The following is a 23,474-nucleotide window of genomic DNA, read 5'->3' on the forward strand; positions in this document are numbered from 1 at the left end:
CCTCACCCAGCCCGACCCCCGCCTCCTCCAACCCCAGCCCGATCGCCTCACCCAACCCCGCCGTCGTACGGTCCGCCACACCCTCCGTACCGGCCATGAACGCCCGCCGCCGCGCCCGGATGTCCACCCCCCCCCCCCCCCCCCCCCCCGCACCCCCCAAAACCCCCGGACAACCCCCCAACCCCCCGGGGCCCCCCCACCCCCCCCCCCCCCCCCCCCCCCCCCCCCCCCCCCCCCCCCACCACCCCCCCCCCCCCCCCCGCCCGACTCATCCCCCCCCTGCCGCCAACCCACACCTAGGGGGGTGTCTGGTGTTCGGACGTGTGCTCTGCCGTGCCCCGGCCGCCGGCCGCGCCGCGCCGCGCGGCGCGGCGCCGCGACCAGCCGGCGCATCCTCGACGCGGCCGCCGAGGAGTTCACCGAGCGCGTCATCGCCGCGGCGCGCACCGACAAGGCCCGGTTCCACGCCTACTTCGGCAGCAAGGAGGGCCTGTTCGACGTGGCGATCGCCGACCGTGTGGGCCTCACCACCGAGGCCGTCCCGTCCGACGTCGAGGGCCTGCCCGGCTGGGCCGTCGGGGTCTACGACCAGAACCTTTGCCGGCCCGACCTGGTCCGGCTGGAGCGGCACCCGACCGGCCTGTGGTCCGACAGCACCGCCCAGCACGAGCCGAAGCTCACGGCCGAGACCCAGGCCGCGGGTCGCCTGCGGGGCGGCGACCCGTTCGACCTGATGGTCCTACTCATCGGCATGGCGTGCGCCTGGTCGCCGGCCGGCGGCCTCTGCACCGCCACCGCCGACGAGCCCCCCGCCGAGCACGACCGCCGCCGGGCCCTGCTGCGCGGCTGCGTCGCGCGCGCCGTGGCCCCATGAGTCACCAGGGGAGGGGGCCCTCGGCGGCGAAGTAGCCTCCGGTCGGGCCGTCCGGTCCCGCCTGCGCCATCCGCGCGATGATCTCAGCGCCCTGCCCGGCGCTCTGGCGGCCGGTGTGCCCGTTCAGGTCGGTTCTGGAGAAACCGGGCTCCACGGCGTTGATCCGCATGCCGGGGAACGCCTTTGCGTACTGCACTGTGATCATGTTGACGGCCGTCTTCGACGCCGGGTACGCGACGCCCCGGTAGGCGTGGGAGGGGGTGCCCGGGGCGGTGACGCGGGTGAGCGAGGCCAGGCCGCTGCTGACGTTGACCACGACCGGGGCGACGGAGCGCCGCAGCAGCGGGAGGAACGCGTGCAGGACCCGTACCGTGCCGAAGACGTTCGTCTCGAACGTCTCCCGCATCACCTCGGCGGTCAGCTCCGCGGCGCCGATCACGGTGCCGCCGCTCAGCTCCGCCTGGACGCCGGCGTTGTTGACGAGGACGTCCAGCCCTCCGCCGGCCTCGACGGCGCGCGCCGCGGCCGCCACGGACGCGTCGTCGGTGACGTCGATCCGCACCGCCCGCGCGCCCAGCTCCGCGGCGGCGCGGCGCCCGCGTCCGGCGTCCCGGCTCCCCACGTAGACGGTGTGTCCCGCGGCGACGAGCCGGCGGGCGGTCTCGAAACCGAGACCCTTGTTCGCTCCGGTGATCAGTGTTGTCGTCATGGCCCCACGGTCGGGCCGGGGACGTCCGGGCCACCAGTCGTCTCCGCTTCCTGGGACCGTCAGTGCCAGGACGATCCGGCCGGGACGGTGCACAGTGGTGTCATGGCGAGGACGGAGTTCGGGCACACGGTACGGCGCTGGCGGGACCGGGTGTCCCCGGAGGCGGCCGGACTGCCCGCCGGCGGGCACCGGCGCGCGGCGGGGCTGCGCCGTGAGGAGCTCGCGCTGCTGGCCGGGATCTCGGTCGACTACGTCACCCGCCTCGAACAAGGCCGGGCCGCCAACCCCTCGGAGCAGGTCGTCGAGGCGCTCGGCCGGGCCCTGCGCGTGTCCGCCGCCGAGCGCGAGCACCTGTTCAAGGTCGCGGGGCTGGTCCCTCCGGGGCGGGGCACGGTCCCCGCCCACATCACGCCGGGCGTCCAGCGGATGCTGGACCGTCTGGCCGGCACGCCCGTCGCGGTCAGCGACGCGACATGGACGCTGCTGGTGGCCAACCCGCTGTACACGGCGCTGATGGGGGAATATCACGGCGACGACCGCAACGCGGTCTGGCGCACCTTCCTGGGCACCGGCGGCCGTGTGCGCCACACGCCGCAGGCCCGGCGGGAGATCGAGGTCGCGCAGGTCTGCGCGCTGCGTACGACGGCGAGCCGCTATCCGGCGGACCGGCGGCTGCGGCGCCTGGTCGCGGAACTGCGGGCCGGCAGCGACCGGTTCGCCGGGCTGTGGGACTCCGGCGCCGTCGGGCGGCACGAGGCGGCGCGCAAGACCGTCGACCACCCGCAGGTGGGCGTCCTGACGCTGGACTGCGACGTGCTCAGCGTCGAGGGCAGCGACCTACGGATCATGGTCTACACGGCCGAGCCCGGCACCCGGGACGCCGAACGCCTCGAGCTCCTGGGCGTCGTCGGCACCCAGACCCTCGCCGGCTAGCCGCGGGTCAGGGCGCGCAGGAGGTCCGGCCGGTCCAGCGTCGCGACCTGCCAGGTGCGGGTCCGGAGCGTGCCCCGGTTCCGGTAGTCGCGCATGATCTCGACGTGCGCGCGCAGCCGGAGGTGCTCCACGCCCTGCGCGGCCAGGATCTGGCCGAGGTCGTTGCCGGCGAAGGCGCTGACGCGGTTCTTGTGGACGACGATCTCCCCGTCCGCCGGGAACACGTCGGGGTGGATGGCGGCGTCGGGATCGCCGGCCGTGTAGCGGTGGTGCGGGAGGGCGCCGAATATCTTGTTGCGGGGGTGGGCGCCGGCGTGGCCGGGGCGCAGCCGGAGCGCCACGTGGATGACCGGGACGCCCGCGGCGCGAGCCGTCTCGATCGCGCCCACGGCGTACGGCAGGTAGTCCGCGGGCGTGCGCGCGAGGTGGCCGGCCTTGAGGTCCATGGCGAGCAGGGCGGTACGGGGCATCGCGTGCCTTTCGTTCAGGTCAGGTGGGGGTCTCCGCCGTACGGCCGAGCGTTCGGTCGAAGACGGTCAGGAGCAGGTAGAGCACGCCCGCGCCGAGCATGATCCAGGCGAGTTCGTGCATGCCGCCGGTGTCCGCGCGCCGCCCGAAGGAGACGGCCGTCGTGGAGGAGGCGACCATCGAGCCGACATAGGCGAAGGTGCGCAGCAGGCCGGCCGAGGAGGCGGTGCGCTCGGGGTCGGACTGGAAGTAGACGGAGTTCTGCAGGGCCAGACTGTTCAGGCCCTGCGGGAGGCCGAAGACCAGGGCGACGAGGACCAGCGCCCACACGGGGCTGTCCTCGGTGAGCGTCAGCATCACCCCGCAGGCGGCGATCTGCCCGAGCGCGCCGGCGAGCAGCTTGCCGCGTACGCCCCTGCGCCGCCCGGAGACGATCGCGACGCCGATGGCAACCAGGAACATCGGGATCTGCGCCAGCCCGGCGTGGAAGGGCGAGAGACCGAAGCCCTCCTCCGTCCACTGGGTGAACCCGTACAGGAAGGAGTAGGAGACGACGTAGGCGACCAGCGCGCGCAGGTAGGTGACCAGCAGCGGCGTGTTGCCGCCGCCCAGCACCCGCAGGTCGATGAACGGGGTGGCGGCCCGCAGCTCCCTCGCCGCGAACGCGGCGCTCGCGGCGACGGCGATCACCAGCAGGTACCAGTCGCGCAGGTGCAGGTTCATCAGGAACAGCAGCAGCGAGAGCAGCATCGCGGCGAACAGTGCCATGCCGGGCAGATCGATCCGGTCGGCGAGGCCTCCGCGCCGCGGGGGCTCGGGCTCCCGGGGCAGCCGCAGCAGCCCCAGCAGCACGGCCGCGGCGGCCAGCGGCACGTTCAGCGCGAAGGTGGCGCGCCAGCCGCCCAGGCCGATCAGCAGGCCGCCCAGCAGCGGGCCGATCACGGCGATGGTCTGGTTGGTGACGGCCAGGGCGGTCAGCACCCCGCCGGGGCTGTCCCGGCCGGTGCGCGCGGCCTCGCTGCGCAGCAGCGCCATCGCGGCCGGGTACCCGGCGCAGGTGCCGAACCCCAGCAGGACCCGCGAGGCGATCAGCACCCCCAGGTCCGGCGCCAGGGTGCCGATGACCCCGGCGACCCCGACCAGGCTCGTGCTGACCAGGAAGAGCCGGCGCGGCCCGAAGACGTCGATGAGCCGGCCCACGACCGGCTGCCCGAGGGCCGTGGCCAGGTAGAGGGCCGAGACCAGCCACGCCGTCCGCGAGGGCGGCGCGCCCAGCGCGTCGCCGATGGGGACGAGCGTGACGGCGATGATCGTCGAGTTGACCGGGTTCAGGACCGAGCCGAGCATCATCGGCGGCAGCAGCCGCCGGTCGAAGCCCCCCGCCGCCGTCGTAGCGCCGGTCGAGGGCCGGGTCGCGGGTTCAGTCACGGGTGAGGCGCTCCAGCACCGCCATCGCGGCGATCACGGCCCGCCGTTCCTCCTCGGTGCACCGGTTCTGCAACCGGCCGGCGAGCCACTCCTGCCGGGCCTGCCGTCCCTCCTCCACCCGCCGGTGCCCCGCCGCGGTCAGCGCGATCAGCAGCCGGCGCCCGTCATCGGGGTCGGGCCGCCGTTCCACCAGCCCCAGGGCGGTCAGTGACGCGACCGTGGCCGTCATCGACTGGTGGCGCACCCCCTCGGCCGAGGCGAGCTCACTGGCCGTGACGCCCTGCTCCCCGGACAGGCGCGTCAGCACCGACTCCTGGCCGAAGGTGATGTCCCCGGCCCCGGCGGCGTTCAGGATGCGACGCCGCAGACGGCCGATGATCATGCGGACCTCGCGTGAGGCCTGGACCGCCGAGGGGGACGGGCGCGGGCTGTCGTTCATGCGCCCCACCCTAGAACCCGCAGCTTGAGTTGTACAGTTTCAGCTGTACAGTTCGGGCTGCGCTGAGTATCGGCGCAGCCTTCCCGGACCGCCGTGTCAGGCGCGCTGACGCTCCTCCCGCCGCCGGGCCAGCTCCTCCACCGCGCTCGGCAGCGTCGTCTCGAAGTCGATCAGCTTCGCCCAGGTCGGGGTCACCACGATCCGGACCATGCCGTCGTGGTAGAGCGAACGCACCTCCGCCTCCCACCCGGTCCGTTGCTCAGGCGTCATCTCATAGGTGCCGGTCGCCTGGAGATACTCGTCCGGGATGCCATCGACGGGGTCCAGCTCGGCCCGGCCCCGGATGAGCAGAATCTTGGGCGGGTGCACCTCGGTGTCGATCGTCAGGGCGACCATCGGGTCGTTGCGCAGGGCCGGGAGCTTCGGGGCGTTCTTCGCGGTGCACATGACGATCTCCGAGCCGTTCCAGGCGAACGCGATCGGAACGTTGCGCGGTGTGCCGTCCCTGGCGACGTAGGCCAGGCGGGCCAGGTCGCGGGCCAGCAGTTCCCGGCTGATCGGCCGGTTCAGAATCTCGGTGATCTCGTTCGGTCGCACGGTGCCTCCCGTTGTCGTTCCCTGGTCCGGCGGATCGTTCCGGTCGGCCCTCAGCCGAGCTGCTCGGCCAGCGCGACGATGATCCCCTCGGGTCCGCGGACGTAGCAGAGCCGGTGGCTGTCCTGGTACTGCGCCACCTCTCCGACGAGTTCCGCGCCGTGGGCCCGCAGTCCGGCGACCGTGGCGTCGATGTCGTCGACGGCGAACATGACGCGATGCATGCCCAGCGTGTTGTGCGGCGGGTTGTGCGGGCCGGCGCCGATCGCCGCGGGGGAGTGGTATTTCGCCAGCTCGAGTCGCCCGTGGCCGTCCGGGGTCCGCATCATCGCGATGTCGCAGCGGACGCCGTCGAGCCCGACGGTGCGGTCCGCCCAGGGGCCCTCGATCCGCGCCGTGCCCTCCAGCTCCATGCCGAGTTCTCCGAAGAACGCGATGGCGGCCTCGAGGTCGTCGACGACGATGCCGACGTTGTCCATCCGCTGAATCGTCACGGTGGTTCTCCTTTCTTCGTCGCGGCCTGCCGTGGCCGCTGGTGTACCTAGGACGGAGCCGGCACCGCGTTCTCGACAACCGGCGACGGCGAGATCGGAGAACCCGCCGGCGTACACAATGGGACGCACCCTGAAGAGGAGAACACGATGGCCAGATATCTGCTGCTCAAGCACTACCGGGGCGCGCCCGCGTCGGCCAACGACGTGCCGATGGACCAGTGGACGCCGGAGGAGGTCTCGGCGCACGTGCAGTACATGCAGGACTTCGCGGACCGGCTGGAGGGCACCGGCGAGTTCGTCGAGAGTCAGGGGCTCTCGCCGGAGGGCACGTTCGTCCGCTCCGGCGGTGAGGGGCGGCCGCCGGTCACCGACGGGCCGTTCGCCGAGACCAAGGACCTGATCGCCGGCTGGATGGTGATCGACGTCGAGACCTACGAGCGGGCACTCGAGCTGGCCGGCGAGCTGTCCGCGGCTCCGGGTGCCGGCGGGAAGCCGATCGACGAGTGGCTCGAAATCCGCCCGTTCCTGGGCGCGCATGCGACATGCATCACGGAGTGACGCATGGTGGATGAGGCCCTGCTGCGAACCCTCACCCCCGAGGTGATCGGGATCCTCGTCCGTCGCGGAGCCGACTTCGCGGCGGCCGAGGACGCCGTGCAGGACGCCCTGGTCGAGGCCGTGCGCCTGTGGCCGGGCGACCCGCCGCGCGACCCCAAGGGGTGGCTGGTCACCGTGGCCTGGCGGAAGTTCCTCGACGCCGCCCGCGCCGACACCTCCCGGCGGCACCGCGAGGTACGCGTCGAGGACGAGCCCGCGCCCGGCCCGGGCGAGGCGGTGGACGACACGCTCCAGCTGTACTTCCTGTGCGCGCACCCGTCGCTCACCCCGGCCTCGGCCGTCGCGCTCACGCTGCGCGCGGTCGGCGGCCTGACCACACGCCAGATCGCACGGGCCTACCTCGTGCCGGAGGCGACCATGGCCCAGCGGATCAGCCGGGCCAAGCGGACCGTCGCCGACGTCCGCTTCGACCGGCCCGGGGACGTCGCCACGGTGCTGCGCGTGCTCTACCTGGTCTTCAACGAGGGCTACTCCGGCGACGTCGACCTCGCCGGCGAGGCGATCCGGCTCACCCGCGAGCTCGCGGCCAGGATCGACCACGAGGAGGTCGCGGGCCTGCTCGCGCTCATGCTGCTCCACCACGCGCGGCGCCCGGCGCGGACCGGCCCCGGCGGCCGGCTCGTGCCTCTCGCCGAGCAGGACCGCGGCCTGTGGGACACCCGGCTGATCGCCGAGGGCGTCGAGGTGCTCCAGGCGGCCCTCGCCCGCGACCGCCTGGGGGAGTTCCAGGCCCAGGCGGCCGTCGCCGCGCTGCACGCCGACGCCCCCACGGTCGAGGAGACCGACTGGGTGCAGATCGTCGAGTGGTACGACGAGCTGGTGGGCCTCACCGGCAGCCCCGTGGCCCGCCTCAACCGGGCCGTCGCGGTCGGCGAGGCGGACGGGCCGCGGGCCGGGCTGGCCGCCCTGGCGGAGCTCGACCCCGCCCTGCCGCGCCACACCGCCGTCGCGGCGTACCTGCACGAGCGTGACGGCGACCCGGTGACCGCGGCGCGGCTGTACGCCGAGGCCGCCCGGTCGGCGGCCAGCATCCCCGAACGCGACCACCTCACGCGGCAGGCCGCACGGCTGAACGCGCGGCCGCGCCGTTGAGGCGAGAGACGCGGTAGGCCGGCCGGCCTACCGCGTCTCTCATCTCACGCCGTGGGCTTGAAGGTGAACGACACTCCGGCGTGATTTCCGCTGCCGCCGACGATATGGGACTGGAATGCCCCGTCGGTCCCCGCGGTGTCGTAACTGTTCGACCCGATGAACGGGTTGTCCCAGTGCAGATGGATTCGTTTGTTGTTGGCGGCCGGATTCCGGCAGGCCTGGGTGAAGTAGTCCGCTTCGCCCTCGGTCCCGGTGCCGACGCCGTTGGACTCGGACTCCCACTTGCCCTCGTCGCCCAGCTGGATGAGCCGGGGCGGCCGGGTCGTCCACTCGCCATGGTCGAGCCGTGCGGTGACCAGCAGCAGGTCGCACCGGGTGAGGTTGGCCAGGAACACCTCCACGCTGCGGGCCGCCCGCTTGGCGTCGGCGTGGGCCGCGGGAGCCGGGACGGACAGGCCGGCGGACAGCAGGGCCGCGCCGGCGGCGGCACCCGCGAGTCCGATGGAATTGCGCATGATTTCCCCCTTGCTACTCAGTGTGAACAGCAGAACACATGGTGCTATGACGCAAGGGGCTTGATCATCAGTGAAAACACTGACATTCAATTCGCGGGACCGGCCTTTATGGGACCAATAGCCACCGGCCCCGCTGCCCGCCGCCGGCGACCTTCTCGTACGCGGCCGCGGCCTCGGTCAGCGGCACCCGGCCGGCCACCCGCGGCTCCAGGACGCCGGAGGCGGCGAGGGCGAGGAGCTCGGCGAGCCTCCCGCCGTCGGGCTCGACGCTCAGGATGGCGACCTCGATGTCCCGCTCGGGCACCGCCACGGACTCCGCGGGCACGCCGGCGAACGTCCCGCCGTCGCGGATCGCGGGAAGGGCGGCCGAGTGCAGGACGGCGCCGTCGACGACCGCGTCGAACGAGGCCCCCGGCACCTCCGTGACGAGCTCACGCGCGCCGGCTCTCAGCACGAAGTCGCGGTCGGAGGCGCGCGCCAGCCCGGTGACGGCCCAGCCGGCGTGGGCGGCCAGCGCGACGGCGTACCCGCCCACCGCCCCGGCGGCGCCGGTGACCAGCAGGGTCCGCCCGCCGGCCGGGCCGAGCCGGTCCACCAGCCGTGCCGCGGTCAGGGCGTTGACCGGGACGGAGGCCGCGTCGACCGGGTCGAGGCCCTCCGGCAGCAGCGCGGCGCTCGCCGCCGGCACGACCGTCTCCTCGGCATGCGCGCGGGCCGGGGCCGAGACGTCGCCGTGCACCGCGGCGACCGGGTCACCGGCCGCGAAGCCGGTGACCTCCGCGCCGGTCGCGGTGACGACGCCGGTGAGGGAGAAGCCGATGCCGGCCGTGCCGGTGATCCCGAAGATCGCCCGCGCCGGCCCGCCGGCGTAGAGGGTGTCCACCGGGTCGACCGACGCCGCCGTGACCCGGACCCGCAGGTCGCCCGGGCCCAGCGGGGGCAGCGTGACCTCCTCGCGGGTGATCGCGGAGGTGTCGGGCTTGGAAACGAGTGCGAATGTCATCGCCCCACCATCGGTGCTCTACTCTCTTTTAGGAAGTAGGCACTTTGAGGTGGTGTAGGAACCCAGAGGTGAGCCATGGACATGACCACGACGGATGAGCCGGTCGTGCGGTTCGACGCGTTCGCCGCCTCCTGCCCCAGCCGGCGGCTGCTCGACACGATCAGCAACAAGTGGGCGAGCCTGACGATCGTGGCGCTCGGCCTGGGCGGCCGGATGCGCTACTCCGAGCTGTCCGCGCGGATCGAGGGGGTGAGCCAGAAGATGCTGACCCAGACCCTGCGCAACCTCGAACGCGACGGCCTGCTGACCCGTACGGTGACGCCGTCGGTGCCCGTACGCGTCGACTACGAGCTCACGCCGCTGGGCATGTCCCTGCTCGAGCCGATGCACCACCTCAAGGAGTGGGCCGAGGCTCACATGCCCGAGGTCGACGCGGCACGCACCGCCTACGACGACGGCCGGGCCTGACCGGTCAGGCGAGCAGGGCGGCCCGGAGCGCGGTGGCGTCTTCGGCGGTCCAGCCGTGGCGTTCGAGCCAGCCGTCCGGGCCGTCGTGGCGTTCGTCGAGGATGGTGAGGAACTTCTCCATCGTGTAGGCGTGCGGGCGGTGAGTGTCGGCGGGCCGCGAGTCCAGGTCCTGGGCGTAGGCGGGGCTGGAGCGCAGGCGCGCGAGGATGGCCTCGAGGCGGTCGCCGGTGGCGGTGTAGTCGGCGACGATCTCCTCGCGGGGGACGCCGAGCACGTGCAGGACGAAGGCGATGACGACGCCCGTGCGGTCCTTGCCCGCGGCGCAGTGCACGATCGAGGTGCCCTCGCTCATGACCCGCAGCGCCGAGACGACGGAGTCGGGCCGGTCGGCGAGGTACCCGAGATAGTGGCCGACGCTGCGCTCGCTCTCGTGGCCGCCCTCCTCCTGCCGGTCCTGCCAGGGAAGGATCTTGTCGGTGTCGACCCTCGGGGTGTCGGCGTCCACGTCGGTGAGGCCACCGCCCTCGGCGAACAGCGACAGGTGGTGGATCGTGACGGCGGGCTCGCGGGTGAGCGGGCCGGGGCCCTCGATCTCGACCTCGATGTCGCTGCGCAGGTCGATGACGTGCCGCAGTCCGATGACGGTGACGAGACGATCGACGTCGCCGGGCGTGAGCCCCTGCAGGTTGTCCGAGCGGAGCAACAGGCCGGTACGGACGGTACGGCCGCCGGCCGTGACGAGGCCGCCCATGTCACGGACGTTGACGGCGCCGTCGAGTTCGATCCATCGAGTCATGCTGATGACCCTATCCGGGCGAGATGTCGCCTCTCAGGCCGGTTCAGGCCGTCTGCGTGACCACCGGGAGGTGCCCCGGTGTCCGAATCCGCCGCTGGTCAGCCGTCGATGGCGTAGCGCATGACGCGCAGCTTCGTCTGGGTCTCGGCCAGCTCGGCGGCCGGGTCGGAGCCGGCGACGATGCCGCCGCCCGCGTAGAGGCGGGCGCGGGCGCCCTCGACCTGGGCGCAGCGCAGCGCGATGCCCCATTCGCCGTCGCCGCGGGCGTCGATCCAGCCCACCGGGCCCGCGTAGCGGCCGCGCTCCATCGTCTCCAGTTCGCGGATCACGTCGACCGCGGTCTCGGTGGGGGTGCCGCCGACCGCCGGCGTCGGGTGCAGGGCCGCGACGACGTCCAGCACGGAACGCTCCTCGCCGAGCCGGCCGCGTACGGGGGTGGCCAGGTGGATGAGGTTGGACAGGCGCAGCAGCTCGGGGACCTCGGGCATGGTCAGCTCGCTGCACAGCGGGGCGAGGGCGCCGCGGACCATGTCGGCGGCGTAGGCGTGCTCCTCGCGGTCCTTGGCCGAGGCGAACAGCGTCTCGGCGGCGCCGTCGTCGGCGTCGCGGGCGATCGTGCCGGCCAGGACCAGGGACTCCACGTCGCCGCCCATGCGGCTGACGAGGAGCTCGGGGGTGGCGCCGACCAGCCCGGCGCAGGCGAAGGTGTAGCAGGAGGGGAAGCGGTCGGCGAGGCGGCGCAGCAGCACGCGGGTGTCGATAGGGGAGTCGGCGACCGCGAGCAGGTCACGGGCCAGGACGACCTTGGACAGGTGCCCGGCGCGGATGCGCTCGACCGCGGCGGCGACGGCGCGCATGTGGCGCGGCGCGTTGACCTCGCCGTCGGACCAGCGGACGCCGGAGGGCGCGGCCGGCGGGCGCATCAGGGCGAGCGGCTCGGGGTGGTCGCCGATCGTGGTGTACCAGGCGTGGCCGCCGCGGCGGCCCAGGACGACGCGCGGAACGATGAGGACCGAGTCGCCGGACTTGTCGTCGAAGGAGAAGCTGCCGAAGGCGACCGGGCCCGAGCCGGGGACGCCGAGCGGGTCCTCCACGGCGGCGGTGCCGAACACCGAGGCGAGCCATTCGCGGGCGCGGGTGAAGCGGTCCTCCCCGCCGGGCAGGACGAGCCGCGCGGCCTCGCCCCAGCCGACGAGGCCCTCGCCGTGCCGTACCCAGGCGAGCGCGTGGGTGTGCGGCAGGCGCGCCACGAGGTCGTCGGGCGCCGAGACGGCGGCGGTCCGTACGACGAGGCGCTCGGGGACTCCCACTGCGACGTTCACAACGCACCACTGTACGGGAGATTTGAACCTGTTCAAACAGTGGGGACCGCCGCAGCGGGTGTGATGCGTGAGACATCCCCGGCCTGTGTCCATCTCACTCTTTCCGCAGCTTAGCCGGGCTTATGTACGAACGAGCCGTACGAGTCGAGACATATCACCTTGTTCAAAGACTGAGTCCGATATATCGTTAAGGTATCTAGATGGTCGGGAAAGGAACAGGCGATGGAACACTGGCCGCACGGACCCCATGACCCCGCCGCGCACGCCGCCATGGGCGGTCCCGGAGCACCGCCCGGACCCCCGGGCCCGCCGCCGGGACCGCCCGGCTTCCCGCCCCCGTTGCCGGGCGCGCCCCCGATCCCCGGGCTCTTCGGCCCGGGCCCGATGCCCCACGGCGCGGCGCCGAAGGTGCGCAAGGGCGACGTGCGCGCGGCGGCGCTCGCGCTGCTCGCCGAGGGCCCGCGCAACGGTTACCAGATCATTCAGGAGATCACCGAGCGCAGCCACGGCATCTGGCGGCCCAGCCCCGGCTCGGTCTACCCGGCGCTGCAGCAGCTGGAGGACGAAGGGCTCGTACGGGCCGAGGAGGAGGGCGGGCGCCGCACGTACCGGCTCACCGGCGAGGGCCGGACCCACGTCGCCGACAACCGCGAGGAGCTCACCGAGCCGTGGGCGGCGGTGGCGGAGTCGGTCAGCGAGGAGATGGTCGACCTGCGGGCGCTGTTCATGCAGCTCGGCATGGCCATGCGGCAGGTCATGGAGGCCGGCACCCCGGCGCAGCACGCCCGCACCCGCCAGATCCTCACCGAGACGCGGCGCTCGCTGTACCGGCTGCTGGCCGAGGAGGAGGACGAATGAACACGGTCACCGCGGGCCCGGCCGTCGCGGTCGAGGGCCTGGCGAAACGGTACGGCGACATCGAGGCGGTCAAGGGCATCGGCTTCGAGGTGGCGCCGGGGGAGGTCTTCGGCTTCCTCGGGCCCAACGGCGCCGGCAAGACCACCACGATCGGCATGCTGTGCACCCTGGTCGGCCCGAGCGGCGGCGCCGCGCGGGTGGCCGGCCACGACATCGTCGCCGAGCGCGACGAGGTGCGGCGCAACATCGGCCTGGTGTTCCAGGACCCGACGCTGGACGCCTACCTGACCGCCGAGCAGAACCTCCGCTTCCACGGCGAGCTGTACGGCCTGGCGCGGGAGGCGATGAACGAGCGCATCGCCCAGGTCCTGGAGCTGGTCGACCTGAGCGACCGCAAGGACAGCAAGGTCGAGACGTTCTCCGGCGGGATGAAACGGCGGCTGGAGATCGCCCGGGGCCTGCTGCACTCCCCGCGGGTGCTGTTCCTGGACGAGCCGACCGTCGGGCTGGACCCGCAGACGCGCGCCGCGATCTGGGGCTACATCAAGCAGCTCAAGGACACCGAGGACATCACGATCTTCCTCACCACCCACTACATGGAGGAGGCCGAGTACTGCGACCGCATCGCGATCATCGATCACGGTGAGATCGTCGTCCTCGACACCCCCGAGAACCTCAAGGCGAGCATCGGCAAGGACCGCGTCCAGATCACCACCGGCGACGACGAGGCGGCGATCGCGGCGCTGAAGGGCCGCTTCGGCATCGACGCCGGCGTACGCGACGGGACGGTCACCTTCGCGGTCGCCTCCGGCGAGGCGTTCGTGCCGCGCCTGTTCGCCGAGCTCGGCGTGGCGATCCGGTCGGTGCACGTCGCCCGGCCCTCCCTCGACGACGTGTTCATGAACTACACCGGCACCACGATCCGCGACGCCGAGGCGAGCGCGACGGACTGGGCGCGCCGGATGATGAGGAGATGAGCGATGGCAACCGACCTGCAGCCCGCCGTCGAGGTCGCCAAGGTCCACGTGGCGCGGCGCAGCGTGGCCCACGACCTTCGGGCCGTCAAGATCGTCCTGCATCGTGAGCTGCTGCGTTTCTTCTACGACCGCACCCGGATGGTCTCCCAGCTGATCCAGCCGGTGCTGTACCTGCTGGTCCTGGGCACCGGCCTGGGGGCGCTGGTGTCCGGCGGCGGGAACGTGGACCTGAAGACGTTCATCTTCCCGGGCGTCATCGCGATGTCGGTGATGTTCACCGGGATGTTCTCGGCGGCCTCGATCGTGTGGGACCGGGAGTTCGGGTTCCTGCGCGAGATGCTCGTCGCCCCGGTCGGCCGTGCCGCGATCGTCATCGGCAAGGTCCTGGGCGGCGCGGTCGTGGCCACCTCCCAGGGCGTGGTGATCCTCGCCCTGGCGGGGCTGGCCGGCGTGCCGTACGACCCGGTCATGATCGCCGCGCTCGTGGTGCTGATGTTCGCCGGAGCGTTCACGATCACGGCGTTCGGGGTGGTGCTGGCCGCGCGGATCAAGAAGATGCAGTCCTTCTTTGGAATCATGCAGATGGCGATGATGCCGATGATGTTCCTGTCCGGGGCGCTGTTCCCGCTGTCGGGCCTGCCGGGCTGGCTGAGCTTCCTGACCCGCGTCAACCCGCTGACGTACGCGGTGGACCCGCTGCGCCACGAGGTGTTCGCGCACCTCAAGGCGAACGCGCAGCTGAAGGCCCGGTTCGACCCGGGCGTCACCTGGTTCGGCTGGCACGTGCCGCCGCTGGTGGAGATCGGCATGGTCCTGGTGCTGGGCGCGGCGCTGCTCGGCATCGCGATCGCCCAGTTCCGCCGTACCGACTGAGTCAGGGTTCGATGATCGTCACGCCGGCGGGCGGCGCGGTTCCCATGGCCGTCAGCGCCGCCGGCGTCTCGGCGAGGCCGATCGTGGCGGTGACCAGGCGGTCGGGACGCAGGGTGCCGGCGGCGACCAGGTCCAGCATCGGCCCGTACGCGCGGGCGGGCATCCCGTGGCTGCCCAGCACCGCCAGCTCGTAGGCGATGACGCGGTCCATCGCCACCTCGGGGGCCTCCGGCAGCAGGCCGACCTGGATGTGACGTCCGCGCCTGCGCAGGCACGCGATCGAGTCCGCGCAGGTCGCCGCGTTGCCGAGCGCGTCGAGGGACACGTGCGCGCCGCCCGAGGTCAGTTCCCGTATCGCCTCGGGGACGCCGCCGGGGCCCTGGACACAGGCCGCGGCGCCGAACGTGGTCGCCAGGTCCAGCGCGGCGGGGGAGACGTCGACGGCGACGACGCGCGCCCCGGCCGCCGCGGCGATCATCACCGCGGACAGGCCGACGCCGCCGCAGCCGTGCACCGCCACCCACGCGCCCGGCGCGACGCGCCCGTGGACCGTCAGGGCGCGGAAGGCGGTGGCGAACCGGCAGCCGAGCGCGGCCGCCGCGCGTACGTCCATGGACCCGGGCAGCGGCACCAGGTTGACGTCGGCGTGGTCGATGGCGACGTACTCGGCGAACGAGCCCCAGTGCGTGAACCCGGGCTGGGTCTGGTGCTCACAGACCTGCTGCTCGCCGGCGGAGCAGGCGGCGCAACGCCCGCACGCGCAGACGAACGGGACCGTGACGCGCTCCCCGGCGCGGTGGCCGGTCACCTCCGGGCCGGCGGCCTCGACGACGCCGGCCAGCTCGTGCCCGGGGACGTGCGGCAGCGCGATGCCGGGCTCGTGGCCCATCCAGCCGTGCCAATCGCTACGGCACAGGCCGGTCGCCTCGACCCGGATCACCACGCCGTGCGGCGGCGGCACCGGGTCGGGCAGGCCGGCCACCCGCGGCACGCCGCCGAACTCCTCGTACATCACCGCGCGCATCGCGATCACCGTACCGGCACGGCGGTCAGTAGTAGCCCTCGACCGCGGCGCGGGCCTCCTCGTGCAGGGCCGGGCCCTCCTGCGGGACGACCGGCCAGCCGCCGCCCGGCTTGAGGGCGGAGAGCTGGTCGTTGGACAGCGCGAACACGACCCGGCCCAGGCCGGAGCGTTCGATGGCGCCCGCGCACATGCCGCACGGCTGGCAGCTCGTGTACATCGTGGTGGCCGCCGCGGTGACGGGGTCGAGCTCGCGCGCCGCCCAGACGGCGAGCTTCAGCTCGGGGTGGGCGCTGATGTCGGCGCCGGTGACGGTTGTGTTGCGCTCTTCGGCGAGCACGGCGCCGTCCGGGGCGGCCAGCAGCGACCCGAACGGCGGATCGCCGTTCGCGCGCGCCTCGGCGGCCAGCGCGACGGCGCGGCGGAGCAGTTCCTCTTCTGCGGCGTTCATGATGATCCTTTGAGGTCGAGGGCGGCGGCCACGGTCGCTAGGTCGCGCCAGGCCCGCCGCGGGTGACGGGTCTCTTCGGGGTCGCCGTCGAACGGGTCGAGGACGACGGTGCCGGCGCCGAGCCCGCGGAGCCGTTCCAGGTCGTCGGTGACCTGCTCCAGCGTTCCTTCGCCGGCGAGGCGGTCCGGGCCGGTGAGCGGCGCGGCGGTCAGGCGCAGCACGACGCGCGGCACGACGGGGGGTACGGGGCGCCCTTCCTCCTCGGCGATGGCGGCGAGACGGCCGAGCGCCGCGCGGGTCCACGGGAGGCTGCGGCGCAGCGGGTGCCAGGCGTCGCCGAGGCGTACGGCGCGGCGCATGCCGGCGTCGCTGTTGCCGCCGACCCAGATCGGGATCGGCGAGCCGAGGTCGTAGTCCGCCTCGTCCGCCCACGCGGCGCGCATCGTCTGGAGGTGTTCGTCGGTGAGCCGGCCGCGCCGCTCGAACGGGACGCCGAGCGCCGCGAACTCCTGGCGGGCCCAGCCGACGCCCACGCCGAGGACCAGCCGCCCGCCGCTGAGCCGGTGGAGGTTGGCGGCCATGCGGGCGACGAGCAGCGGATGCCGGTACGGGACGATGAGGACCGTGGTCCCGAGGCGTACCCGTTCGGTGACGCCGGCCAGCCACGACAGCGTCGTGAACGGCTCGTAGAACGGCGCGGGGTACTGCTCGGCGACGTCGGGGGTCACCGCGACGTGGTCGGAGACCATCAGCAGGTCAAAGCCCAGGCCCTCCACGGTGCGCGCCCAGTCGCGCAGCACGCCGGGGTCGGTGCCGGGGCCGAAGTTGGGGACGTTCACGCCGATCTTCACGCCACCAGGCTATCCAGGAGCTCGACGCCGCCGGAAGAGGCTTCTCCCGGCTTGCGGGCTGTTCGGCCGTGGATCTGCCGGTATATTCGAGGAATGGCCGAGATTCTTGATGCGACGGACTGGGCGATCCTCGTCGAGGTCCAGCGGGACGGCCGGATCCCGCTGACCGAGCTGGGCCGGCGGGTCAGCCTCAGCGCGTCGGCGACCACCGAACGCGTCAAGCGCCTGGAGGCGACGGGCGTCATCACCGGCTACCGCGCCGACGTCGACCTTGAGAAGGTCGGCTTCGCGGTGCTGGCCGTCGTACGCCTGAAGTACCCCGGCAACCGGCACGGGCCGCTGCACGAGCTGCTGGAGGAGCGCCTGGAGATCCTGGAGTGCCTGCGCACGACGGGCGATGACTGTTACACGCTCAAGGTCGCGGCGGCGTCGATGGGGCACCTCGAGGCGCTCATGGGGGAGCTGGCGGAGTTCGGCAGCACGACGACCAACATCGTCTACAGCCAGACCCTGCCCTACCGCGGGCCCCGGCGCCCCGCCGCCGGCTTTGAGGGTTCTGAGTAGCAGACCTGCCGTTCTTGCGGGAAAGTGCCAACCGAGGGTTCAACGATACGGTCGAATCCATGGCATTTCACATCGATGAGTCCGCCCATGCCCTCACGGCCACCGCCGTCATGGGACTGCTCCCGGCCCGGCCGCGGCTGCTCGCGCTGGGCGAGCCCACACACGGCGAGGACACGCTCCTGGACCTGCGCAACGCGCTCTTCCGGCAGCTCGTCGAGCAGGAGGGCTACCAGACGATCGCGATCGAGAGCGACTGCCTCATGGGCCTGGCCGTGGACGACCACGTCACCTCGGGCATGGGCACCCTCGACGAGGCGATGGAGCACGGCTTCAGCCACGGGTTCGGCGCGTCCGCCGCCAACCGCGAGCTGGTCCGCTGGATGCGCGCGTGCAACGACGGACGGGCCCCGTCCGAACGGCTCCGCTTCGCCGGCTTCGACGGCCCGCTGGAGATCACCGGCGCCGCCGGCCCCCGGCAGGCCCTCACCGCGCTCCACGCCTACCTCGCGACCTGGGTGGACGCGGACCTGCTCCCGTGCGGCGAGCAGACGCTCGACCGCCTGCTCGGCGCCGACGCCCGGTGGACCGAGCCCGCCGCGATGATGGACCCCTCCCGGTCCGCGGGCCGGTCGGCCGAGGCCGCGGAGCTGCGGCCGCTCGCCGACGATCTGGTGGCCCTGCTCGACGCGCAGACGCCGCACCTGATCGCGGCGTCCTCGCGGGAGGCCTGGGACCGGGCACGCCTGTACGGGCGCACCGCGGTCGGCCTGCTGCGCTACCACTACTGGATGGCCGACACCTCGCCGGGCCGCATGGCACGGCTGGTCGGCCAGCGGGACGCGATGATGGCCGGCAACCTCCTCGCCCTCGCCGAACGGGGCCCGGCGCTGGTGTTCGCCCACAACGCCCATCTGCAACGGGAGAAGAGCGCGATGCGGCTCGGCGACCTGCCGGTGGAATGGTGGAGCGCCGGCGCGCTCGTGAGCGCCCACCTGGGCGAGAAGTACGCCTTCCTCGCCACCGCCCTCGGCACGATCCGCCACCGGGGAGTCGACGCTCCACCCGCCGACACCCTCGAAGGCCTCTTGTACGCGCTCCCGGAGGACCGCTACGTCGTCGACGCCCCCAGGCTGGCCATCGCCTTCGGCGCCGCGCCGCCCGCCCCCCGCGTCTCGCCCTGGTTCGGCTACGCCCCGCTCGACCCGGCCCACCTGGCCGGAACCGACGGAGTCGTCTTCGTCAAGGACGCCCTGCCCCCTGCATCCGGGTCGGCGGCTCCATCGGCTGACGGCCCTCGGCCGCGCTGATACGTGGCGGCGTGTCAGGACGGTCTCGCTTCGGGGGCGAAGGCGGGCAGCTTCTCGAGACTGCCGCGCACGGCCTCGGCGCCGTACTCGAACATCTGCCGCTCGTAGTCGCCGACCGCGCTGAGCAGATCCTGGCGGCCTTCGCCGGCCCCGATCAGGCGGCGGCGCAGCAGGTCGGCGTCGCGCAGCGCGGTGTTCGCGCCGTTGCCGCCGGTCGGGGAGGTGGCGTGGATCGCGTCGCCGAGCAGCGTGACCGGGCCGGACGCCCAGCGCTCGCCGGGCTCGACCACCCGGATGGACAGCAGCGTGCTGTTGTCCGGGTCGGCCTGATCGATCAGCGCGCGCAGCTCCGGGTGCCAGCCCTCCATCCTGGACAGCACGGCGTCCTGCGCGCTCAGGCCCCCCAGCGAGCCGTCCGGCGGCAGGATCATGGCCCAGCGCACGTAGTCGCCGATGTCGGGCAGCGTGACTTCGGGGGCCAGCCGCTCGGCGGCCTGCTTCGGCGGGGTGCGGAAGCGCATCGCGCCGAGCAGCAGGCTGACGCCGCCGCCCGTGATCTTCGAGCCGTAGGCCGTGGACAGGCCGGCGAACTCCTCGGTCAGCGGGGTGCGGCCGATGACGAACCGGACGCCGGTGTCGGTCGGCGTGGTCCGCGGCGACAACACCCCGCGGACCGCGGAGGTGACCCCGTCCGCGCCGACGAGCAGGTCGGCGGTGGCCGGGCCGCGGCGGGCGAACCGGGCTTCGACGTTCCCGCCGGCCCGCACGTCGTAGCCGGTCAGCATGGCATCGGTGTGCACGGTGAGGCCGGTCAGCAACAGGTGCCGCAGCACCTGCCGGTCGACCACGATGCCGGTCCGGCCCGCGCCGAGCCTGCCGATCTCGTTCAGCCGCGGGTCCAGGATCAGCTGCTCGGCGGAGGCGTCCATGACGATCTCGTCCAGCAGCGGGTGCCAGCGCGCCGGCAGGCAGTCGCGTACCGCCTGGAAACCGATCAGGTTCAGCACGAGCCGGTACCCCTGGAACCGCGCGCCGATCCCCGGGTCGCGCTCGAACACCTCGGCCTCGATCCCGGCACCACGCAGACCCTGCGCGAGAGCCAGGCCTCCCAGACCGGCTCCGACAACGGAAACTCGCACCACGCACCCCCGGAAATGATACGAACTTAGTTCGTTCGGACGATCTAAGTCCTACTCAACGAACTTAGATCGTGTCAAGTTATAGTGGCCGGCATGTCCGCCGATCCCCGCCGACGCCGCGCGGCTCGCCACGCCCAGCCCACGGCGAAGACCGCCGCGCCGGTACCACGCAAGAAGCCGATCACCGTCGAACGGATCACCGACGCCGCCCTGGAGGTCGTCGCCACCGAGGGGTATGACGCGCTGACCATCCGCCGGGTCGCCGCCGTTCTCGGCACCGGCCCGTCGTCGCTGTACGCCCACATCGTCAACAAGGACGACATCGACGACCTGCTGATCGGGCGGCTGTGCTCGGAGCTGGCACTGCCCGAGCCCGATCCGGCGCGCTGGCGTGAGCAGATCCGAGACGTGTGCGCCCGGATCCGCGACCAGTACCTGAGGTATCCGGGCATCTCCCGGGCCGCGCTCGCGATGGCCCCGACCAACCTGGAGACCCTGCGGGTGAACGAGGGGATGCTCGCGATCCTGCTCGCCGGGGGCATCCAGCCGCGGACCGCGGCCTGGGCCATCGACGCCCTCTCGCTCTACGTCGCCGGCTACGCGCTGGAGACCTCCATGGTCCGGCAGCGGCGGAAGGACCCGGACGCGACCTGGGTCCTGACCCAGGACCAGCTGGTCGACCGCTTCAACGCCCTGCCCCAGGCCGCCTTCCCCAACACCAGGCGGTACGCGACCGAACTCACCTCCGGCACCGGACACCAGCGCTTCGACTTCGCCCTCGCGCTGCTCATCGACAACCTCGGCAAGGTCCCCTGAGCGGGGCGTACGGTCGGAGGGTGCGATTCGCGATCTCCATTCCCCAGTTCGTCGCCGACGGCGCGTTCGACCCGGCCGCGTTCCGCGCGTACCTCACGCGCGCCGAGGCGCTCGGCTTCGACGGCGCCTGGACGCAGGAGCAGATCCTCGGCGCGGCCCCGGTGCTGGGCCCGGTCGAGACGCTCACGTACGCGGCCGCGTGCACCGAACGGCTGCGCCTGGGCTGCGCGGTCTTCGTCACCCCGCTGCACGGCCCGCTGCACCTCGCCAAGAGCCTCGCCACCCTCGACCAGCTCAGCCGCGGGCGCCTGGAGGTCGGTGTGGGGACCGGCGGGCGCGGCCGGATGTTCCCGGCGTTCGGCGTCGACCCCGACCATCTGGTCGGGCGGTTCACCGAGGGGCTGCGGCTGATGAAGGCCTGCTGGACCGAGCCCCGCATCACCTTCGAGGGCCGATTCTGGCAGCTGCGGGACGCGGCGATGGAGCCCAAGCCGTTCCAGAAGCCGCACCCGCCGGTCTGGTTCGGCGCCAACCATCCCGACGCGCTGCGCCGCGCGGTCCGCCACGGCGACGGATTCATCGGCGCCGGGTCCACGACCACCGGCCGGTTCGCCGAGCAGGTCCAGGTCGTACGCGAGGCGCTCGGCGAGCAGGGGCGGGACCCGGCCGGGTTCGGCATCGCCAAACGCGTCTACGTCGCGGTCGACGACGACACGGCGCGCGGCGCCCGCGAGATCGGCGCGGCGCTCGACCGGCTCTACGGCCGGAGCGGACTGGCGCCGGTCGCGGTCTCCGGCCCGCCGGAGGCGTGCGCCGAAGGACTGCGGGAGGTCGCCGCGGCCGGGGCGGAGACGATCCTGCTCACCCCGCTGTTCGCCGAGGCCGCGCAGATGGAGCGCCTGGCCGCCGAGGTGGTCCCGGCACTGTCCTGACGAGCCAATATGCCTTGACAGGTATATTCCCGCGTGGCTATGTTCGCTGCGTGGCAACCTTTGACGTGCTCGCCGAGCCGACGCGGCGGCGGATCCTCGATCTGCTGCTGGAGCGGCCCCGCCCCGTCGCCGAGCTGACCGAGGCCCTCGGGCTCACCCAGCCCGGCACCTCCAAGCACCTGCGCGTGCTGCGCGAGGCCGGGCTGGTCCGGGTCCGCGCCGAGGCGCAGCGCCGCTGGTACGAGCTGCGGCCCGAGCCGCTGGCCGAGATCGACGCGTGGCTGCGGCCGTACCGGCGCCTGTGGGCCGGCTCCCTCGACGCCCTCGAACGGCACCTGGACACGATGCCCGACACCCCCACGGAGGACCACGCGTGAACGGATCCCTGCACACCGCCGGCGGGCGCAACGTCCTGCGGTTCGAGCGGCGGCTCGCCCACCCGGTCGAGAAGGTCTGGCGGGCGGTCACCGAACCGGCCGAGCTCGCGCACTGGTTCCCGGCCATGGTCGCGATGGAGCCGCGGGTCGGCGGGGCGATGCGGTTCACCTTCCCGGGCGGGGAGATGGACCCCACCGACGGGACCGTCACCGAGCTGGACCCGCCGCGCGTGTTCGCCTTCGTCTGGGCCGGCGACCCGCTGCGCATCGAGCTGGCCCCCGACGGCGAGGGCACCCTGCTGACCTTCACCTACACCTTCCAGGATCGCCCGATGGCCGGCAGCTACGCCACCGGCTGGCACACCTGCCTCGACGCCCTCGCGCACGCCCTAGCCGGGACCGCCCCGCAGGAGCCCGCGCCCTACCCCGAACGGCACGACGCCTTCGTCGAGGAGTTCGGGCTGGGGGAGGGCACCGCGGGCGAGGACGGCACGGTCCGGTTCGAACGCCTGCTGCCCCATCCGGCCGAGAAGGTCTGGGCCGCCCTCACCGGCCCGGACGCTCCCGCCACCGGCGGGGAGCCGCCCCTGCCCGTCACCAACGGCTACGTCCCGGCCGGCCCGCTCACCGAGGTCGAGACCGGCACGGTGCTGGAGTACGCCTGGCTGTCGGACGGCGTGCCCGCCGGGCGGGTCCGCTGGGAGCTGACCGGCGGCCACCCCGCGGGCACCCGCGTCGTACTGACCCAGACGCGGCCCGGCGACCGCACCACCGCACTCGCCGCCTGGCACACCCAACTGGAGATCCTCGCCGACCACCTGCGCGGCGTCACCCGCTGCCCGTGGCCGAAGGAACGCACCGAGGAGCTGCGGCGACACTACGAGCGGGTGGCCAGGTAGACGACGTCGGGCTCGCCGCGCGCGACCGGTACGGCGAGCGCGGACACGTCGGTGAACCGCTCCCGCAGCCGTTCCTCGAACGCGGGCGCGGCACCGGCGCTCCATACCGCCAGCACCCCGCCCGGGCGCAGCCGCCCCGCCAGCAGGGCCGGGTCGTACAGCGCGGCGTTGCCCTCGGTGACGGTCCAGTCCGGGCCGTTGTCGATGTCCAGGCACAGCACGTCGTAGCCGCCCTCGCCCGTGCGCAGCCAGCCGACCAGGTCGGCGCGCTCGACCCGTACGCGCGGGTCCTCCAGCGCTCCGCCGGAGTAGGGGCGCAGGTGCGTGGCGTGCCAGCCGATGACCGCCGGCTCACGCTCGACGACGGTGACGGTGCGGGTGCGGGGAGAGCGCAGGGCCTCGGCGAGGGAGAACCCAACGCCGAGCCCGCCGATGAGGACGTCGGCCGGGCGCGCGAGGCGGTCGAGGGCGGCGCGGACCAGCAGCCGCTCGGACTCACCGGCACGGGTGTCCATCAGGAACATCCCGTTGCTGATGATCTCCAAGTGCCGCCCGTCGCCGCGCAGGACCAGCTCACCGTTCTCGCCGGCCCGCCGCTCATAGACCTCCACGTGGCCTCAGCCTAGACCGCGCCGAAGCCCCCGCGCCGCCGGAAC

The 23,474-nt window shown here is 73.2% G+C and carries 29 protein-coding genes; 14 read left to right on the plus strand and 15 right to left on the minus strand.

Translation table 11 applies throughout. The features are described 5' to 3' along the window. Window positions 1–304: 304 nt before the first annotated feature. A complete protein-coding gene (locus QWU11_RS26375; protein WP_290117102.1) occupies window positions 305–874 on the plus strand; it encodes a TetR/AcrR family transcriptional regulator in 570 nt (189 codons plus the stop codon). A gap of 1 nt (window position 875) precedes the next feature. On the opposite strand, the gene QWU11_RS26380 is transcribed toward QWU11_RS26375, so the two are convergent. Then, window positions 876–1,583, minus strand: a complete 708-nt coding sequence (locus QWU11_RS26380; RefSeq protein ID WP_290117103.1) for an SDR family NAD(P)-dependent oxidoreductase — start codon at window positions 1,581–1,583, stop codon at window positions 876–878. A gap of 102 nt (window positions 1,584–1,685) precedes the next feature. On the opposite strand from QWU11_RS26380, the gene QWU11_RS26385 reads away from it, so the two are divergent. Next, window positions 1,686–2,516 (plus strand): helix-turn-helix transcriptional regulator, encoded by an 831-nt coding sequence (locus QWU11_RS26385; RefSeq protein WP_290117104.1) that lies wholly within the window; start codon window positions 1,686–1,688, stop codon window positions 2,514–2,516. On the opposite strand, the gene QWU11_RS26390 is transcribed toward QWU11_RS26385, so the two are convergent. From QWU11_RS26390 to QWU11_RS26410, 5 genes are all read right to left on the minus strand, one after another. Next, the gene (locus QWU11_RS26390; protein WP_290117105.1) at window positions 2,513–2,986 is read right to left on the minus strand and encodes an isochorismatase family protein; all 474 of its coding nucleotides are present in this window, start codon (window positions 2,984–2,986) and stop codon (window positions 2,513–2,515) included. The genes QWU11_RS26385 and QWU11_RS26390 overlap by 4 nt on opposite strands. Before the next feature lie 19 nt (window positions 2,987–3,005). Further along, a complete protein-coding gene (locus QWU11_RS26395) occupies window positions 3,006–4,412 on the minus strand; it encodes an MFS transporter (RefSeq protein ID WP_290117106.1) in 1,407 nt (468 codons plus the stop codon). Next, the gene (locus tag QWU11_RS26400; protein ID WP_290117107.1) at window positions 4,405–4,851 is read right to left on the minus strand and encodes a MarR family transcriptional regulator; all 447 of its coding nucleotides are present in this window, start codon (window positions 4,849–4,851) and stop codon (window positions 4,405–4,407) included. Before QWU11_RS26400 ends, QWU11_RS26395 begins: the two co-directional genes overlap by 8 nt. Window positions 4,852–4,947: 96 nt before the next feature. Further along, on the minus strand, window positions 4,948–5,448 hold the full coding sequence (locus tag QWU11_RS26405; protein ID WP_290117108.1) for a pyridoxamine 5'-phosphate oxidase family protein: 501 nt from the start codon (window positions 5,446–5,448) through the stop codon (window positions 4,948–4,950). Between the two features lie 50 nt (window positions 5,449–5,498). After that, a complete protein-coding gene (locus tag QWU11_RS26410; RefSeq protein WP_290117300.1) occupies window positions 5,499–5,924 on the minus strand; it encodes a VOC family protein in 426 nt (141 codons plus the stop codon). 162 nt (window positions 5,925–6,086) lie between these two features. On the opposite strand from QWU11_RS26410, the gene QWU11_RS26415 reads away from it, so the two are divergent. Both QWU11_RS26415 and QWU11_RS26420 read left to right on the plus strand, forming a co-directional pair. After that, entirely contained in the window at window positions 6,087–6,497 is a 411-nt protein-coding gene (locus tag QWU11_RS26415; RefSeq protein ID WP_290117109.1) for a YciI family protein, read from the plus strand. Window positions 6,498–6,503: 6 nt separating this feature from the next. Further along, window positions 6,504–7,649 carry a DUF6596 domain-containing protein gene (locus tag QWU11_RS26420; RefSeq protein ID WP_290117301.1) on the plus strand — a complete coding sequence of 382 codons (1,146 nt, stop codon included), beginning with the start codon at window positions 6,504–6,506 and terminating at the stop codon, window positions 7,647–7,649. A gap of 44 nt (window positions 7,650–7,693) precedes the next feature. On the opposite strand, the gene QWU11_RS26425 is transcribed toward QWU11_RS26420, so the two are convergent. Then, complete coding sequence (locus tag QWU11_RS26425; protein ID WP_290117110.1) at window positions 7,694–8,164, minus strand: aegerolysin family protein; 471 nt, start codon at window positions 8,162–8,164, stop codon at window positions 7,694–7,696. Window positions 8,165–8,270: 106 nt separating this feature from the next. Beyond that, complete coding sequence (locus QWU11_RS26430) at window positions 8,271–9,167, minus strand: zinc-binding dehydrogenase (protein WP_290117111.1); 897 nt, start codon at window positions 9,165–9,167, stop codon at window positions 8,271–8,273. Between the two features lie 81 nt (window positions 9,168–9,248). Here QWU11_RS26430 and QWU11_RS26435 point away from each other — a divergent pair, with 81 nt between their 5' ends. Then, the gene (locus tag QWU11_RS26435; protein ID WP_290117112.1) at window positions 9,249–9,635 is read left to right on the plus strand and encodes a helix-turn-helix domain-containing protein; all 387 of its coding nucleotides are present in this window, start codon (window positions 9,249–9,251) and stop codon (window positions 9,633–9,635) included. A 4-nt stretch (window positions 9,636–9,639) separates the two neighbouring features. Here the strand turns inward: QWU11_RS26435 and QWU11_RS26440 are convergent, their stop codons facing one another. Both QWU11_RS26440 and QWU11_RS26445 read right to left on the minus strand, forming a co-directional pair. After that, window positions 9,640–10,431, minus strand: coding sequence for a tyrosine-protein phosphatase (locus QWU11_RS26440; protein WP_290117113.1), 792 nt, complete (start codon window positions 10,429–10,431; stop codon window positions 9,640–9,642). Window positions 10,432–10,529: 98 nt separating this feature from the next. Further along, complete coding sequence (locus QWU11_RS26445) at window positions 10,530–11,753, minus strand: isochorismate synthase (protein ID WP_290117114.1); 1,224 nt, start codon at window positions 11,751–11,753, stop codon at window positions 10,530–10,532. Window positions 11,754–11,975: 222 nt separating this feature from the next. Here QWU11_RS26445 and QWU11_RS26450 point away from each other — a divergent pair, with 222 nt between their 5' ends. From QWU11_RS26450 to QWU11_RS26460, 3 genes are read left to right on the plus strand one after another with little or no spacing between them, the layout of a single operon-like run. Next, the gene (locus QWU11_RS26450; protein ID WP_290117115.1) at window positions 11,976–12,611 is read left to right on the plus strand and encodes a PadR family transcriptional regulator; all 636 of its coding nucleotides are present in this window, start codon (window positions 11,976–11,978) and stop codon (window positions 12,609–12,611) included. Further along, the gene (locus tag QWU11_RS26455) at window positions 12,608–13,588 is read left to right on the plus strand and encodes an ATP-binding cassette domain-containing protein (protein ID WP_290117116.1); all 981 of its coding nucleotides are present in this window, start codon (window positions 12,608–12,610) and stop codon (window positions 13,586–13,588) included. The genes QWU11_RS26450 and QWU11_RS26455 overlap by 4 nt, the downstream gene beginning before the upstream one ends. Before the next feature lie 3 nt (window positions 13,589–13,591). Further along, complete coding sequence (locus tag QWU11_RS26460) at window positions 13,592–14,461, plus strand: ABC transporter permease (protein ID WP_290117117.1); 870 nt, start codon at window positions 13,592–13,594, stop codon at window positions 14,459–14,461. A gap of 1 nt (window position 14,462) precedes the next feature. Here QWU11_RS26460 and QWU11_RS26465 read toward each other — a convergent pair whose 3' ends face one another. Genes QWU11_RS26465 through QWU11_RS26475 form a run of 3 tightly spaced genes read right to left on the minus strand, consistent with a single transcriptional unit; the run spans window position 14,463 to window position 16,784 of the window. Further along, window positions 14,463–15,485 (minus strand): zinc-dependent alcohol dehydrogenase family protein, encoded by a 1,023-nt coding sequence (locus QWU11_RS26465; RefSeq protein ID WP_290117118.1) that lies wholly within the window; start codon window positions 15,483–15,485, stop codon window positions 14,463–14,465. A gap of 25 nt (window positions 15,486–15,510) precedes the next feature. Continuing rightward, entirely contained in the window at window positions 15,511–15,933 is a 423-nt protein-coding gene (locus QWU11_RS26470) for a nucleoside deaminase (RefSeq protein WP_290117119.1), read from the minus strand. After that, window positions 15,930–16,784: an LLM class flavin-dependent oxidoreductase gene (locus tag QWU11_RS26475; protein ID WP_290117120.1), complete on the minus strand. Its 855-nt coding sequence runs from the start codon at window positions 16,782–16,784 to the stop codon at window positions 15,930–15,932. The genes QWU11_RS26470 and QWU11_RS26475 overlap by 4 nt, the downstream gene beginning before the upstream one ends. 93 nt (window positions 16,785–16,877) lie before the next feature. Between QWU11_RS26475 and QWU11_RS26480 the strand changes: the two genes are divergently transcribed. Together QWU11_RS26480 and QWU11_RS26485 are read left to right on the plus strand one after the other, a co-directional pair. Further along, complete coding sequence (locus QWU11_RS26480) at window positions 16,878–17,348, plus strand: Lrp/AsnC family transcriptional regulator (RefSeq protein ID WP_290117121.1); 471 nt, start codon at window positions 16,878–16,880, stop codon at window positions 17,346–17,348. A gap of 59 nt (window positions 17,349–17,407) precedes the next feature. Then, the gene (locus QWU11_RS26485) at window positions 17,408–18,655 is read left to right on the plus strand and encodes an erythromycin esterase family protein (protein ID WP_290117122.1); all 1,248 of its coding nucleotides are present in this window, start codon (window positions 17,408–17,410) and stop codon (window positions 18,653–18,655) included. Between the two features lie 14 nt (window positions 18,656–18,669). Here QWU11_RS26485 and QWU11_RS26490 read toward each other — a convergent pair whose 3' ends face one another. Continuing rightward, on the minus strand, window positions 18,670–19,794 hold the full coding sequence (locus QWU11_RS26490) for an FAD-dependent monooxygenase (protein WP_290117123.1): 1,125 nt from the start codon (window positions 19,792–19,794) through the stop codon (window positions 18,670–18,672). 93 nt (window positions 19,795–19,887) lie between these two features. On the opposite strand from QWU11_RS26490, the gene QWU11_RS26495 reads away from it, so the two are divergent. The 4 genes from QWU11_RS26495 to QWU11_RS26510 are packed head-to-tail and all read left to right on the plus strand — an operon-like array spanning window position 19,888 to window position 22,818. Beyond that, window positions 19,888–20,610 carry a TetR/AcrR family transcriptional regulator gene (locus tag QWU11_RS26495; protein ID WP_290117124.1) on the plus strand — a complete coding sequence of 241 codons (723 nt, stop codon included), beginning with the start codon at window positions 19,888–19,890 and terminating at the stop codon, window positions 20,608–20,610. A 20-nt stretch (window positions 20,611–20,630) separates the two neighbouring features. Further along, window positions 20,631–21,542 (plus strand): LLM class flavin-dependent oxidoreductase, encoded by a 912-nt coding sequence (locus tag QWU11_RS26500; RefSeq protein ID WP_290117125.1) that lies wholly within the window; start codon window positions 20,631–20,633, stop codon window positions 21,540–21,542. Window positions 21,543–21,592: 50 nt separating this feature from the next. Next, complete coding sequence (locus QWU11_RS26505; RefSeq protein ID WP_290117126.1) at window positions 21,593–21,919, plus strand: metalloregulator ArsR/SmtB family transcription factor; 327 nt, start codon at window positions 21,593–21,595, stop codon at window positions 21,917–21,919. After that, the gene (locus tag QWU11_RS26510) at window positions 21,916–22,818 is read left to right on the plus strand and encodes an SRPBCC family protein (protein WP_290117127.1); all 903 of its coding nucleotides are present in this window, start codon (window positions 21,916–21,918) and stop codon (window positions 22,816–22,818) included. The genes QWU11_RS26505 and QWU11_RS26510 overlap by 4 nt, the downstream gene beginning before the upstream one ends. Here QWU11_RS26510 and QWU11_RS26515 read toward each other — a convergent pair. Then, on the minus strand, window positions 22,797–23,429 hold the full coding sequence (locus QWU11_RS26515; protein ID WP_290117128.1) for a spermidine synthase: 633 nt from the start codon (window positions 23,427–23,429) through the stop codon (window positions 22,797–22,799). The genes QWU11_RS26510 and QWU11_RS26515 overlap by 22 nt on opposite strands. Window positions 23,430–23,474 lie beyond the last annotated feature (45 nt).

This window comes from Actinomadura sp. DC4, assembly GCF_030406325.1.
Classification (GTDB): Bacteria; Actinomycetota; Actinomycetes; order Streptosporangiales; family Streptosporangiaceae; genus Actinoallomurus.

Coding starts and splice junctions, on each gene's coding strand:
- QWU11_RS26380 (WP_290117103.1), bottom strand. CDS start 1,583: ATGACGACAACACTGATCACCGGAGCGAACAAGGGTCTCGGTTTCGAG.
- QWU11_RS26385 (WP_290117104.1), top strand. CDS start 1,686: ATGGCGAGGACGGAGTTCGGGCACACGGTACGGCGCTGGCGGGACCGG.
- QWU11_RS26390 (WP_290117105.1), bottom strand. CDS start 2,986: ATGCCCCGTACCGCCCTGCTCGCCATGGACCTCAAGGCCGGCCACCTC.
- QWU11_RS26400 (WP_290117107.1), bottom strand. CDS start 4,851: ATGAACGACAGCCCGCGCCCGTCCCCCTCGGCGGTCCAGGCCTCACGC.
- QWU11_RS26410 (WP_290117300.1), bottom strand. CDS start 5,924: ATGGACAACGTCGGCATCGTCGTCGACGACCTCGAGGCCGCCATCGCG.
- QWU11_RS26415 (WP_290117109.1), top strand. CDS start 6,087: ATGGCCAGATATCTGCTGCTCAAGCACTACCGGGGCGCGCCCGCGTCG.
- QWU11_RS26425 (WP_290117110.1), bottom strand. CDS start 8,164: ATGCGCAATTCCATCGGACTCGCGGGTGCCGCCGCCGGCGCGGCCCTG.
- QWU11_RS26430 (WP_290117111.1), bottom strand. CDS start 9,167: ATGACATTCGCACTCGTTTCCAAGCCCGACACCTCCGCGATCACCCGC.
- QWU11_RS26435 (WP_290117112.1), top strand. CDS start 9,249: ATGACCACGACGGATGAGCCGGTCGTGCGGTTCGACGCGTTCGCCGCC.
- QWU11_RS26440 (WP_290117113.1), bottom strand. CDS start 10,431: ATGACTCGATGGATCGAACTCGACGGCGCCGTCAACGTCCGTGACATG.
- QWU11_RS26450 (WP_290117115.1), top strand. CDS start 11,976: ATGGAACACTGGCCGCACGGACCCCATGACCCCGCCGCGCACGCCGCC.
- QWU11_RS26455 (WP_290117116.1), top strand. CDS start 12,608: ATGAACACGGTCACCGCGGGCCCGGCCGTCGCGGTCGAGGGCCTGGCG.
- QWU11_RS26460 (WP_290117117.1), top strand. CDS start 13,592: ATGGCAACCGACCTGCAGCCCGCCGTCGAGGTCGCCAAGGTCCACGTG.
- QWU11_RS26465 (WP_290117118.1), bottom strand. CDS start 15,485: ATGCGCGCGGTGATGTACGAGGAGTTCGGCGGCGTGCCGCGGGTGGCC.
- QWU11_RS26470 (WP_290117119.1), bottom strand. CDS start 15,933: ATGAACGCCGCAGAAGAGGAACTGCTCCGCCGCGCCGTCGCGCTGGCC.
- QWU11_RS26480 (WP_290117121.1), top strand. CDS start 16,878: ATGGCCGAGATTCTTGATGCGACGGACTGGGCGATCCTCGTCGAGGTC.
- QWU11_RS26485 (WP_290117122.1), top strand. CDS start 17,408: ATGGCATTTCACATCGATGAGTCCGCCCATGCCCTCACGGCCACCGCC.
- QWU11_RS26495 (WP_290117124.1), top strand. CDS start 19,888: ATGTCCGCCGATCCCCGCCGACGCCGCGCGGCTCGCCACGCCCAGCCC.